The sequence below is a fragment of the Mucilaginibacter sp. OK098 genome (genome assembly GCF_900142915.1).
In the GTDB taxonomy this organism is placed as follows: Bacteria; Bacteroidota; Bacteroidia; order Sphingobacteriales; family Sphingobacteriaceae; genus Mucilaginibacter.
In genome coordinates this window covers 947,958-962,085 of the sequence record NZ_FRCM01000001.1, presented here as the reverse complement: position 1 = coordinate 962,085, position 14,128 = coordinate 947,958, and the positions used below count along the sequence as shown (strand labels likewise).

Genomic DNA, 14,128 nt, shown 5'->3' with positions numbered 1-14,128 from the left:
TATTTATGTTAAGACAGTGTAAGTCAGGATATGGTAAAATGTAGTGAATTTAAGGCCTTACCTGCCCGCTTCCTCTTACAACCCATTTGTAACTGGTTAATTCTTCCAGTCCCATAGGGCCACGGGCATGTAATTTTTGGGTGCTTATACCAATTTCAGCACCTAAACCAAATTGTGCACCATCTGTAAACGCAGTAGAGGCATTTACATAAACAGCCGCAGCATCAACCTGGTTTAAAAAGGTTTCTGCCCGTTCCGCATCTTCTGATATAATGGCTTCGCTATGTTTTGAGCTGTATTGCGCTATATGGTCAAGCGCATCTTCAAAACTCTCAACAACTTTAACCGCTAATGTCATTGATAAAAATTCAGTTCCAAAATGCTCAGGCCTGGCATGACTTAGATGTGCATCAGGATAATGGCCTTTGAGGATCATAAAAGCAGTTTTATCTGCATAAAGCGTGACATTTTTTTCACCTAACAATTTCACCAGTTTTGGCAAATCACGTAAGCGGCTGTAATGAACAATTAAACAATCCAGCGCGTTACATACGCTTACACGGCGGGTTTTGGCATTGAATATTATGTTAGCGCCTTTTTCCAGGTCACCAAATTCATCAAAATAAGTATGTACAATACCGGCCCCTGTTTCAATTACAGGCACTTTGCTATTATTGCGCACATGGTCAATTAATTGCTGGCTCCCCCTTGGGATTAGAACATCAACATAACCAATAGCATTTAATAGTGCATCAGTGGCTTCACGTTCTGCAGGGAGCAATATGGCTTTATTAATATCAATTTCATGGTCTGATAAAACCTGATGAATAATAGAAATAATGGCTCTATTGGAATGGTCGGCATCGCTGCCACCCTTTAAAATACAAACGTTCCCGGTTTTAAAGCAAAGGGAAAATACGTCAAATGTTACATTTGGCCGGGCTTCGTAAATAACGCCGACAATACCAAGCGGAACCCTTACTTTAGAGATCTGCAAACCATTAGGCATTGTTTTATCCGAAAATATTTGTCCCAAAGGGCTTTCCAGCAAGGCAATATTTCTTATTTCCTTGGCTATATCGGCAATCCGTTCGGACGTAAGCTTTAAACGATCATATTTTGGATCTTTTTGATCCATCAGGTCAAGATCTTTTTGGTTTTCCAGTAATAGATAATTGGTTTGGGCTACGGCAGCATCCGCCAAATCATTCAATACCTGGTTGATGATAACCGGGGAAGCGCTTTTTCTGCTTGCAGAACGGGCGTTTTCAAAATATGAATTATAGCGATTTAACATTCTAAGTAAAGATAATCATAATGTATGAGTGCTTTTTGATTTTTTTGCCCGATCATTTCCGCAGCTTTATCTGAGCCATATTCTGCAATGCCTAAACCAATCGGTTTATTGTTTTCATCAACCAGCTTAATTATTTCACCTTTTTTAAAGCCTGATATAATATTAATTACACCAACTGGAAGCAGGCTGGACGCTTTTGCAGATGTAAGGGCAGCTTTAGCACCCTCATTAACCTGTACTATGCCTTTAGCAAAATTGCCTGCATGAGCTATCCATTTCTTTTTCCCGGATGCTGACCTGTTTGGGACGAAGTAGGTGTGGGGCACTTTGTTATCGAGCACATCAACCAAAATATTTTCCCTTGTGCCGTTAGCTATATGAACTGCAATGCCCAATTGAGCTGTTTTTTGCGCCATGGTTGATTTGGTGATCATACCACCACGACCAAACTGTGAACGACCACTACTTACAAAAGCTGAAAAATCAACGTGTTTACCGCTTACCTCTTCAATTACTTTTGCACCTTCTGTATCCGGGTTGCCATCATAAATGCCATCTACATTAGTTAGTACGATAAGTGCCTGCGCATTTAACATGGAGGCGATTAAGCCCGCCAGTTCATCATTATCAGTAAACATCAATTCGGTGACCGAAACCACATCGTTTTCATTTACCACAGGGATAACGTGATGCTGTAAGAGGATCTTCAAGCAGTTTTTCATGTTCAGGTAATGCAGCCTGTCTCTGAAATCTTCTTTTGTTACCAATACCTGCGAGCAAAGGATATTATATTTTTCAAACTGCTGGGCATAAGTGTTGATTAGTTTTACCTGGCCTATAGAAGCAAACAGTTGCCGGGTGGCAATGGAATCAAATTTTTCAGAAATGGTAATTAAACTTCTTCCTGATGCTACTGCGCCAGATGAAACCAATACAACTTCAATACCCTGTCGTTTTATTTTAGCAATTTGCTCAACCAGGTGATTGATGCGATTTTGATCAGGCAAACCATCCTTTTGGGTCAATACGTTCGACCCGATCTTAATAATAATTCTTTGGTAATTATAGGCCATTTATGATAATAAATGGTGCAATATACGGCTATATTATGGCAAAAGTTGTGGTTTTAATACGATTTAATATAAAACCAATAGTAATTCAGTGATAAATTGCACTTTTGTATTTATTTTATTCATAACTGGGTATAAATAATTAAAATTTGATGGTTTTTTAATTAAAAAGGCATTAATTTACCGTAAGTCCGACATAAGCAAACGGCCATCTCACCTCATGTCCTCCTCCGACAGCGTTGAGGCGAAGCGCAAGTCTGTGTATCCACACGGCAAAGCGTTCCACTTTTACCGCGGAACGGAGGTGGAACACCTTGAAACACTTTGATTGTCAATATATTAACATTTTTACATATTGTAATTACTTGATAATCAGCGTATTTGTTTTTGCGTTTTTTTAGCAATAAGATCGCAATGTGCTGAATTTCAACATGTTTCATATCTCAAGACTACTGACAAACGCAAGTTAATTTATAGAATTAACTTATGTATCCTTTTACATATTCTTTAGTCAGCTCTTCTTTCGGGTTCAATAAAACTTCCTCAGTTGGCCCAAACTCAATGATCTTACCCATATAAACAAATATGATATAGTCTGATACCCTGCGTGCCTGCCTGAGGATATGCGTTACCAAAACGATAGAATATTTTTCTTTCAGGCTGATAAAAAGATCTTCGATTATTGCAGTTGAAACCGGATCAAGCGCAGAGGTAGATTCATCGCCCAATATAATCTCAGGTCCAACTGCCAGTCCGCGGGCAAGGCATAAGCGTTGCTGCTGCCCGATGGATAAGCGCGTAGCCGAAGCATTTAAACGGTCTTTAACCTCGTTCCATAAACCGGTGGCTTTTAGTTGTTCTTCTACTAACTCATCCAACACCTGTTTTTTACGGATGCCATGGATGCGCGGCCCATAAGCCACATTATCATAAATAGACATTGGCAGGGGATAAGGACGCTGTGAAAGCAATCCCATTTTTTTACGAATATGCGTTACTTCGGCATTTGGGGCATAAATATCCTCGTTATCAACCAGTACCTTACCGGTTATTTTTACATCAGCGGTATTATCCCATAAACGGTTAAATGATTTTAATAAGGTAGTTTTCCCGCAGCCCGACGGCCCGATAATTGATGTTACCTTTTTATCGGGAATATTGATATTGATATCCTTTAAAATATGCTGGGCGCCGATATGCACATTTAAATGCTGTACGCTGATATGTGGAGTTTGAGTCATTTAAATTTTATGTTTTGAGAATTTCTTTATCAGGATATCTGATAAAATGGTAATGGTTAGTACAATAATGGTTAATATCAGTGCTGAAGCATAGCCACGGCCCTGCACTTCTTCAACTGGGCTGCCCAACTGGAAAAAAATAGCCAGGGGCAGGGTAGCGGCAGGCTCATGCAACGAGGTTGGGACATTATCACTGAATCCTGCAGTGAACAGCACAGAGGCGACATCACCAATAGCCCTGCCGAATGATAATAATATAGCAGTAAAAATTCCCGGCCTTATTTGTCTTAAAACAACTTTAGCGGTTTCCCAACGGGTTGAGCCCAGGGAAAGTGCGGCATCGCGAAGTTCAAAGGGTACAGTACGGATCACTTCATCAAGTGTTCGCACCAAGATGGGGATCACCAACAGCGTAACCGCTATAATACCGCCGAGCAGGGAAGCCCGGATGCCAAAATAAACCATTATTAAAAAGCCAAAGGCGCCATAAACAATGGATGGGATCCCGAATAATACATCAAAGGCCATGCGAATGGTGTTTGATAAAAACCTTTTACCATCCATATATAAATTAATAAATATGGCTACCGGGATACTAACCAGTAAGCCGAGTATAGTTGCACCACCGGCCACATAAAAGGAACCGACTATTGCATTGAGCACACCGCCTTCTTTCCCGATATAAAAGCCGCCGCCCGGGGTTTTTGTTATCATATCAAGATTCATGTAATGAAACCCTTTAAAAAATACGGTGCCAACTATCAGGAAAAAGCTGCCGGCCACCAGTATAGTTGCGAGCACCATCAGGATCCTGAAAAACAGCTCTTCAAATTTTCTTTTTTTCATGCTGCAAGTCTCCTTTCTAAACGGGCCAATATTACCCTTGAAATAATGTTAAACACCAGGATAATGATAAAAAGCAACAGGGCTGCAAACATCAGCGCCGAATCATAAAGTGGAATAGAGAGCATTTCGCCATAGTTATTGGCAATTAGCGCAGGGAGGGGATACCCCGGATCAAACACCGAATGTGGTACAGCTGCATTATTACCGCAAACCATTAATACGGCTATTGTTTCGCCAAAGGCGCGGGATATTGCCAATACCGCTGCGGCAATAATGCCCGGCAACGCTTTACGCAGGATCACCTTTTTTATGGTTTCCCATTTTGTTGCGCCAAGTGACAGTGACGCATCTTTTAATTCCTGCGGGATAGTTCGCAATACTTCGCTTATGATACTTACGATTAGCGGGAAGATCATCACTGCTAAAACAATTCCGCCGGCTAAAACACTATATCCGGTTGAAAATTCAACAAAGTGCGGTGCTATGTAGATTTGAATAAGCGGAATAATGAACAGTACACCCCAAACGCCAAATATAACCGGGGGAATGCCCGATAGCAGGTTAACAAAAGGTGTAAGGATGCGTTTTACCCTGGTTGGCGCATATTCAACAATGTATAAGGCTGTAAGCAAACATAATGGCAGTGCAATAACTATAGCTATAGCAGTTACCCACAACGTACCCATTATAAACGGAAAAAAGCCAAACAGGCCTTTTAATGGTTTCCAGATGCTTGAAGTGATGAGCTCGCTCCACGAAAGCCGGTGGATGATCGGGATGGATTTATAGTATAAGCCAATCCCGATTATCACTAATAAAGAAACTGATGCCAGTGTAAAAACCAGCATCAGTTTGGATAGGATCTTATCTTTTAGTAGTCTGAAGTTCATGTTAGTTGTTGTAAAGGTTGTAAGAGTTGTAGTTGTTGCAGACGTTATAAAGGCAGTAATTTTTAACTCTTACAACCTTTACAACGTATACAACCCTTCCAACCTAATTTACCTTCTTTAGCTCCTCCTGGATCTTAGCTTTTGAAAGCGCTATGTATCCGTTTTCGTCAACATCTTTCTGGCCTGTGGTTAATACAAACTTTACAAACTCAATCAGTTCTTTCTTCTTAGGTTTTCCTTTAAATAAAAAGCCAAGGTTACGGGCCGGTGGGGATGGATATTTACCAGCAGCTATGGCATCAGTTAATTGATCAACGGTGTCATAAAAGTTTTCATCCGCATCTATTTTTCCGTTACCGTTTACATCAATAGGTAATGCATGTACACCGGCAACCTGCTTACGGGTTTTTAAATCATACAGGTAAGCAATGTTGTTATAGCCGATGCCTGTAACATCCTTTTTAACAGCTTGAGCTACCCCCGGATCGCCATAAACTCCTACACCCAGCAAATCCTCCTGTTTTTTACCGAAATATTTTGCCCAGGTTTCACCAGCCCCGGCAGCATCCGAACGATTATATACATGGATAGGCACTGAAACTTTTCCAGCTAACTGGTTCCAGTTCTTAATGTTACCCGTAACAAATATATTCAGGAACTGATCGCGTTTAACTCCTTTTGCAAGTAATGCGGCAGCATCCGGGTTTGCGGTGTTAAAGGTTGGCAACACAGCATCTTTGGTTACATAAATTGTGTAAGCGCCTTTTTTAACTTCGGCGGGGTCAATATCCCGTGAGGCTAAACCAATATCAACAAGGCCTGAAAGTGCATCAGTTATTCCCTTGCCAGCGCCGCCTGCCGAAATGTTAAATTTCACATTGGGGTGAAGCTTTTTAAATTCATCTGCCCATTTTACCGTAATAGGGTACAGGGCAAATGCGCCTGATATGCTGATGGTGCCCTCCAGATCGTCAACCGGCTTAGGGGAAACCCGTTTAGTAAAGGAAGAAATGGTGGTTAGTGTAACCAATGCAACCACACCTATTATAAGTGCCTGTTGCCTGAATATTGCTTTCTTCATTTTTGTTTTATTTAAAATACTATTTGTAATTGTGCGTTAAGCAGGTTGTTTTTTACCTGGGTAGTTTGTTCGCGGCGCAAGGTGTAATCAATGGTAAGCCTTGTCCAGTCGTTAAAGTAATAGTTTACGCCGCCGGTGTACCAGTTAGAGCGGTCGGTTAAGCTGGTTTGTGTCGGATCATATGTATCATATTTGGCAGCAAGCTGCAAGTGCTTTGGCAGGATAAAGTAAGCCGCCTGGCCATACCAGCCTGATCTGTTTATTTTACCATCAGTGCCTTTATCATATTCGGCCGTTAGCGATAACGCTTTCCAAACATAGCGGGCATCAACACCGGTACGGTTTCTTTTTTGATTGGTAGCCGGAGTTCCGTAATTACCCTGGCCGTTATAAAAATCGGCTGATACCGAGAGGTTTTTAACCGGGTGAACACTTAACCGTCCGCTTATGTCCTTGTGATTGTTATTATCTGTAGTTACATCATAACCAGCGCCATTAAATACGCCTAATGAGTAGTCAAATAAATAGAAGTCATCAATTTTTGCAAAGCTGCCGTTAACCATGATCCCGATATCACGACCGTTGGAATTGCCAATAACATCTTTAGTCCTGGAAACAAGGGCCTCAACTACTTGAGATCTGTCAGAAAACTCCAGCTGCGAGTCAGATGTTAAGCTTTCTACCGAGAATGGGATTTTAAATTGGCCAGCTGAGAATTTCAAATAATCGCCGGCGGTGTATGCTACAAAGGCATCAACAAGTTTTACACCAGTACCTCCAAATTCGGTATAGACATCATACGACCAACGGTCGGTTATATTGCCGCGCAAATCAAGGCGCACACGGCGAAGGTCAAAAGAGTTGTTAACGTTTGATTGTTCAAACCCCTGGTAGCGCGCCTGTACCAATCCACTTATCTGTAATGCTCTGCCGATTGATATTCCATGCCGGTTTGCTGAATTTTCTTTTTTTGCTTGTTCTTTTATAGCCTCATCAGCTCTGATGGAATCAGCTTCCTGCTGGCTCAGGACCTTTTTTTTGATAAGAAGATTCAGCAGGTCTTCATTTTGCTGTGCCTTTGTGGCAATTGCGCTGAAAATTATACTCAATAGGAGTACCGTTCTAATTACGTAAGGTAATTTCATTTGTTAAGTTTAAACGTGAAAAGTTTGGATTAAATAATACTGATTATGTGTTTTGTGGGAGGAAAGATCAACAGCAACACATATATGATTTCGGAGGTTGAGAGCAATAACTTGCAGCATTAATGGTGGAGTGCAAGTAAGAATTTGAAGTTTTCATTTTGGTTTAATTCTATAATATCTACCTATTTAGTAGTGTAAAGGTAAGCGTAATATTTTAATTCCCAAATAATTAGCATAAAAAGTTAACAATTATTATATATTATTATTTAAGTATTTGATTAATAGATTATTATATAACACAAAAACCGGCTGAAAATAATAACAGCCGGTTCCAAATAATAAAATAAAACTTATTTATTGGAGATTATCCCCCTGTTTTATTTCATCTGAGGCCTTTAGCACCACCTTATCGTTAGGTTTTAAATTGCCGAAAACTTCTGTGGCATCATTACTAACCAGGCCTTCTTTAATCACAACTAAATCGGCTTTTCCATTATCATTCCTAACAACGTATTCTTTTTCAGTTGAGCGAACAATGGCCGTGTTGGGAACCAGCAACGATTTAGCACCCGACAGCATCGGTATCTTAACTTCGGCATACATGCCTGGTTTAAGGTTGCCGTTTTTATTTAACACATCAATTTCAATAGCTTCAGATCGCATGGTGCTCAGCGCATTGGCCGAGCGACTGATCCTGGCTGTTTGGGTTTGGCCTGGTAATGCATTGAAAGTGAAAGTAACAGGCTGTTTTAAATCAACCTTATCAACATAATCTTCAGGAATAAATACTTCCAGGCGCAGCTTATTGATATCCTGTAAGATCAGCATAGGCTGATCTGTTGATTTTCCCGGTGCAACCAGTGCACCCGGCGAAACATTACGCTGAATGATCATGCCATCAAAAGGGGCATAGATATTTAAATAACCCTGCATCGTTTTTACCGATTCAACATTTGAACGTTCTGCTTGCGCCATTGCATCATCGGCCTTCATTTTTGCTACGGCGTTGTCAATGTCTAATGGTGATACTGAGCCCGGCTCGCTTGCGGCTTCTTTTAAACGCTGGTATTTTTCTTTACTGGCTTGTGCATTTTCCTTTGCCTGCAAATAGCGTGAATTGGCAGCCTGCAGCTGTGATTCCATTTCAGGTGCTTCCAGGGTAACCAAAAGCTGTCCTTTTTTAACGATGGAACCACGATCAACAAACAGCTTTTTTACGAAACCATTCACCTTGGGGAAAAGGTTTACTTCGTTATAAGGGTTTAGCTGCCCCGGCAAACGTGCAGAGCTGGATAATGCCTGTTCTGCCACGGTTCCAAATTTATATTTATTGGCGCTCTGTTTTGTTTCCTTGGTGATGTCTACCGGTTTTTGATTGCCTGTGCATGCGGCAAAAAAACAGGTAACTGCTATTAATAAATAGGGTCTGTATTTCATGTTAATTAATATTTAAAGGTGTGGTTGTGGTTAACTCTTCGGGCATTAGTGACGGCTCGTCATAGGTGGTTTTGTTTTGTACCCAGGCAAATACCATTGGCAAAATAAACAGGGCAGCAAGCGTTGAGGCAAATAAACCGCCTATTACTGCACGGCCAAGCGGGGCAGTTTGCTCGCCCGCTTCACCCATGCCCGATGCCATTGGGATCATCCCCGCTATCATGGCAAGGCTGGTCATCAATATGGGTCTTAAACGGATAGCTGCGCTGGTGATAGCTGCTTTTGTCGCATCCTTATACTCGATCCTTAATTTTTCGGCATTAGTAACTATCAGTATGGCGTTGGCGACGGATACGCCGGTCGACATGATCATCCCCATATAAGATTGCAGGTTAAGTGTTGAACCTGTAAGCAGCAATGCGGTTATTGATCCTAATATTACAGCCGGAATTGTTGATAATACAGTGAGCGATACTTTAAACGACTGGTAATTTGCTGCCAGTAATAAAAATATAACCAGGATAGCAAATGCAAGACCACTTTGCAGACTGTTCAACGTTTCTGTTAACAGGCTCGACATACCGCCAATAGTAGCCAATAAACCTTTAGGGGGGTCACCGATTGATTTAACTGCTTTTTGTACGGCAGCAGTGGCTGTGCCCAGATCTTTTTTATAAATGTTTGCACTAACGGTTATAAAGCGTCTCGGGCCGCTGCGGTCATATTCGCCAGGTAAATAATTTACCTTAAAATCGGCAACATCAGCAAGGGTAGGGCTACTTTGGCCTTTAACCAATGGAATTTCCTTTAACTCATCCATAGTATTCATTACATATTCAGGGATCTGCACCTGTACCGAATAAGTGTAAGAGTTTTTGTCGTCCAGCCAAAGGTTTTTCTCTGTAAAGCGGCTTGATGAGGTACTTGCGGTAACAGACCGGGAAATATCCTTAATATTTAAACCAAATTGCGACACCTTTAACCTGTCGAGCGTAATGGCAACCACCGGGAATTTCAAAGGCTGGTCAATCTCCACATCCCGCAGGTAGGGGATCTGTTTTAATTTAGCTAATACCTTATTGCCATAACCTTCTATCTGCTCCATGTTTTTGCCGGCCACCTGTACCTGGATAGGGGTGGATGCACCCTGGCTCATGATCTTCTCCGTCATATCAATCGGCTCAAAGCTTATGCTCATTTCTGGCATAGCGTAAGCGATGTTTTTACGCAGGGCATCTTTTAGCTCATCCATATTCACTTTGTAATCTTCATCAAGATTTACCTGCAAAACAGCTTCATGGGTACCTGTATTAAATACATAAAGGTTACTGCTGCCAAAACTACTGGGGATTAAACCTATATAACCCGATGTGATCTTTACATGATGATCAACCGTTTTATCAATTATCTGCAAAACCTGCTTAAATTTATCCTCGGTACGTTCCAGTCGGGTTCCCTGGGGTTCTTTAAGACGTACCTGGAATTGGCCGTTATTGAGCTTTGGCATCATATCTTTACCAATAACAACAAAGCCTATCCCTGCAAGCAATATTACTACTACCAAATAAATGGGTACCAATAATTTTTTGCGGGGCATCAGGACAGTAATAATCTTCACAAAGCGCATTTTCACCTTCTCAAACAGGTCGTTCTCTTCCGGGTGCTTTTCTTCTTCATCCAAATGCTTGTTTACCTGCATCTCTTCCTGCCGGTTTAATGCTTCACCTGCGTGCGCATGAACTTCGCCATGGTGATAATGTTGGTAGCGTTCAGCTTTTATCATCCAGTTGCTCATTATAGGCACAAGCGTTTGCGCTATCAGGTAAGATACGATCATGGTTAACCCAATAGCCATCGACAATGGCAAAAACATGGCTTTAGGAACACCGTTCATCAGGAAGGATGGTGCAAACACCGCCAGGATACATAATAATATCAGCAGCAGCGGAAAGGCAATTTCCTCGCAGGCATCATAAATAGCCAGCCGTTTTGATTTGCCCATTTCCAAATGCTGGTGAATATTTTCTATGGTTACCGTCGCCTGGTCTACTAAAATACCTATAGCCAAAGCCAGGCCGCTTAGCGTCATAATGTTTATGGTTTGCCCAAAGAGACTGAGTAATAACACGCCAATTAAAATAGATACCGGGATGGTGATCACTACAATAAGGCTGCTGCGCCAATCGCGTAAAAACAGGAGTACCATCAGACCAGTGAGCAGGGCACCTAAACCGCCCTCGGTCATTAAGCTTTTTACCGCATTTACTACGAATACAGATTGGTCAAACTCGTATGAGATCTTTACATTATCCGGCAGCAGATTTTGCATTTCTGGCAGTTTGCTTTTCAAATCCTGCACTACGGTCCAGGTTGAAGCATCAGCTGTTTTAACAACCGGGATATAAACCGAGCGCTTGCCATTTATCAGGGCATAGTCAACTGTAATATCTGCGGCATCTGTAACCCTGGCTATATCCTTAACATAAACCGGAACACCATTTTTTGTTATTACCGGGATGTTGCCAAAATTATCTGCGTTTTTTATCAGCGAATTCATGGTGGTTAAATACATCTGGTCGCCAAGCCTCAGGTTACCTGACGGCGACATGACATTGAATTTTGAAAGCGCATCAACCACTTCATCTGGCGTAAGGTTAAAGCTCCGCAGCTTATTAGGGTCAACACTCAGTATGATCGACCTTGCATTAGAGCCAAATGGGGGCGGGGCAGATAAACCCGGGATAGTGGCAAACATGGGCCTGATCTTAGTGGCAGCCATATCGTAAATGTCTTTAAGACTTTCGCTTTTGCTATCCATCACCAATTCGCCTACAGGCAGTGATGAAGCATCAAAACGAATAACCTGAGGAGGCAAAGCGCCGGGCGGGAAAAAACTTTGCGCCCGGTTTACCTGTAGCGCAACTTCAGCAGAAGCTTCGGCCATATTGGTGCTTTCGTAAAATGAGAGCTTTATAAGCGTTAGTCCCTGGATATTTTTACTGCTGATATTTTTAATCCCGTTTACATATAAAAACTGATCCTGCAAACGGGTGGAGAAAAAGCCCTCCATTTGCTGAGGCGACATGCCGCCATATGATTCTATTACATAGATAGTTGGCAGGTTTAACTGCGGAAATATATCTATGGGTATATTTATTGCACTGAGCACTGCAAATATTAAAAGGCTCAGGGTTATCACCACAACGGTGATGGGCCTTTTCAGTGCGGATGTGACCATTGACATAGCTGATTATTTTAATAGGTTTAAAACTGTATTTACCTGGTTCTCTGTAATGGCTTTCTGGAACAGTGCAGTAGCGTATTGGTATTTTGCCTGCATATAATCTGTTTCAGCCCGATAGAGGATGTTGAGGGCTGCGTTGAGCTCAATAATATCGGTTAAGCCACTTTTATAAAGCGAGAGCTTTTGCCTGTAACCATCATTGGCCGCTTTTAACTGATTGGGGATTTCTTTAAGGCGTTCAAGCGCAGTTTCCATTTCAGCATCGGCCTGGCTGTTACTTACGGCAAGTAACTGTTGTTGTTCTTCCAGTTTCTTCATGGCGTAATTGGTGCTGGCTTTTTGAGTGCTTAGCTTCAATTGTTTGCGGCGCAGGTCAAACAAGTTATAGGAAATACCCAGGCCTACCAGGTAGTTCCCCCTGTTAAACCCGTAACCGTTTGAAATGCTGTTGTATTGGCCATTGCCATCAATGCTCGATCCGCGTTCCCATGCGGCAGCTTCTAATGAGATTTTGGGGTTATACAGCTTTTTTACCAAATCCTCTCTTTGCAGGTTGTTTTGATAAACTGACCTGTAAAAGTTAATGAGCGGATGGTTTGCCGTATCCGGGCTAAATAAATAAGCGTTCGGCTGGCCAATAAGGTTTAGTTCAATCGTAGTATCCGGAACAATCGACTGGTAGGGTAAGCCGCTTATTGCCGACACGTTCAATTGCAGCTGTTTAAGTTGATTTTTTAGTTCGATATAGTTTAGCCGGGCTTTTGAAAGCTCAGCCTCTGCTATGCTGGTATCAACACCCGCGCGGATCCCGCTTTTGGCAAGCGACTCGATAGAGCGCCTGATCTGCTCGTTCCGCTGAATGTTACGGTATTGGATGTTCAGGAAATCCTGCAGGCGCAGCAATTGTAAATAATTACTGATGGTATAAGCCTGCAGTTGGTACTTTGATTGCGCAAACTGGTTTTGTTCAACCTGGATATCGGAGTTTGCGACCCTGTTTTGGGCGCCATATTTACCAAAATTGTAAACCTCCCAATCAAGGGCTGCAATACCCAGGTTATCACCAATAGCCGTGGTAACACTGGTGCTGCGCACACCGCCTGAGCTTGAAGGGACGATCCCAAAGCCAAAGTAGGGGCCTGTGGTATTATTGCTGGTGCCAATATCTGCCTGGTAGTTCAGCTTAAGGTTTGGCAGCCAGCTGCTGCGGGTTTCGGCAGCTTGCGCCTGCCTTATTAATATTACGGCAGAATCAGTAAGCAACATTGGCGCTTTCTGATTTACCCGGTTTAATAATTCTTTTAAAGTTATCGGGGCTGATTGCTGGGCAGTTGAGCTTATTGCTAAAAGGAGCAATAACCAAGTGCCAAAGCATCGTTTAAAACTTAACATTTTGAATGGGAAATTTATTTAATGAAATTGAATAATGGGAACAGCAAGACTTATAACTAACTGTTTAAAAATTATCGCACAAAGCGATCAAGCCCGAAAATCAAATAATGAGCGCGCTGTTAAGCAGGTAGGTATGCTGACGCGGGGATAAACTTAATTGCAGCTTACGTAAAAAACGATTGGATATATTGTCCGCGGCAAAAACAAACGGTAAAATAATGCCTAAAAGAAAAGAAAATAGCAGAAAGAATTGTTTAGCAGGGTCAGCCAGTTTTTTTTGAATAGATAACACGTCAAAGCTGCCGTTCTCAACAAACTCCTGTTTCCGTTTGGTAAAGGCCTTTACACAAATACTTAAATGGGTTAAGTGTTTTACCTGGCTGGATGCATTAAAACCTATAAAAGGCTTTGCAACCAGCATGATAACAGCAAAACAAAAAGATATTATTACTGATTTAAACAGGGGCATTATTTTAACCACATTT

11 protein-coding genes are annotated in these 14,128 nt (G+C 41.8%); all 11 read right to left on the bottom strand.

Going from position 1 to position 14,128, the window contains the following annotated elements:
* Positions 1–49: 49 nt before the first annotated feature.
* The 11 genes from BUE31_RS03840 to BUE31_RS03790 all read right to left on the bottom strand — a co-directional run bounded on the left by BUE31_RS03840 (position 50) and on the right by BUE31_RS03790 (position 14,112).
* Positions 50–1,297 carry a glutamate-5-semialdehyde dehydrogenase gene (locus BUE31_RS03840; RefSeq protein WP_073400421.1) on the bottom strand — a complete coding sequence of 416 codons (1,248 nt, stop codon included), beginning with the start codon at positions 1,295–1,297 and terminating at the stop codon, positions 50–52.
* Positions 1,291–2,370 (bottom strand): glutamate 5-kinase, encoded by a 1,080-nt coding sequence (proB, locus tag BUE31_RS03835; protein WP_073400420.1) that lies wholly within the window; start codon positions 2,368–2,370, stop codon positions 1,291–1,293. Before proB ends, BUE31_RS03840 begins: the two co-directional genes overlap by 7 nt.
* 476 nt (positions 2,371–2,846) lie before the next feature.
* The gene (locus tag BUE31_RS03830) at positions 2,847–3,608 is read right to left on the bottom strand and encodes a phosphate ABC transporter ATP-binding protein (RefSeq protein ID WP_073400418.1); all 762 of its coding nucleotides are present in this window, start codon (positions 3,606–3,608) and stop codon (positions 2,847–2,849) included.
* Entirely contained in the window at positions 3,609–4,454 is an 846-nt protein-coding gene (locus BUE31_RS03825) for a PstA family ABC transporter permease (RefSeq protein ID WP_073400416.1), read from the bottom strand.
* Positions 4,451–5,344: a phosphate ABC transporter permease subunit PstC gene (gene pstC / locus BUE31_RS03820; protein ID WP_073400414.1), complete on the bottom strand. Its 894-nt coding sequence runs from the start codon at positions 5,342–5,344 to the stop codon at positions 4,451–4,453. Before pstC ends, BUE31_RS03825 begins: the two co-directional genes overlap by 4 nt.
* A gap of 103 nt (positions 5,345–5,447) precedes the next feature.
* Entirely contained in the window at positions 5,448–6,425 is a 978-nt protein-coding gene (locus BUE31_RS03815) for a PstS family phosphate ABC transporter substrate-binding protein (RefSeq protein WP_073400412.1), read from the bottom strand.
* 11 nt (positions 6,426–6,436) lie between these two features.
* The gene (locus tag BUE31_RS03810) at positions 6,437–7,570 is read right to left on the bottom strand and encodes a porin (RefSeq protein WP_073400410.1); all 1,134 of its coding nucleotides are present in this window, start codon (positions 7,568–7,570) and stop codon (positions 6,437–6,439) included.
* 354 nt (positions 7,571–7,924) lie between these two features.
* Positions 7,925–9,007: an efflux RND transporter periplasmic adaptor subunit gene (locus BUE31_RS03805; RefSeq protein WP_073400408.1), complete on the bottom strand. Its 1,083-nt coding sequence runs from the start codon at positions 9,005–9,007 to the stop codon at positions 7,925–7,927.
* Position 9,008: 1 nt separating this feature from the next.
* On the bottom strand, positions 9,009–12,251 hold the full coding sequence (locus tag BUE31_RS03800; protein WP_200801854.1) for an efflux RND transporter permease subunit: 3,243 nt from the start codon (positions 12,249–12,251) through the stop codon (positions 9,009–9,011).
* A gap of 6 nt (positions 12,252–12,257) precedes the next feature.
* A complete protein-coding gene (locus BUE31_RS03795) occupies positions 12,258–13,643 on the bottom strand; it encodes a TolC family protein (RefSeq protein ID WP_073400404.1) in 1,386 nt (461 codons plus the stop codon).
* Between the two features lie 100 nt (positions 13,644–13,743).
* Positions 13,744–14,112 (bottom strand): hypothetical protein, encoded by a 369-nt coding sequence (locus tag BUE31_RS03790; protein WP_073400402.1) that lies wholly within the window; start codon positions 14,110–14,112, stop codon positions 13,744–13,746.
* Positions 14,113–14,128 lie beyond the last annotated feature (16 nt).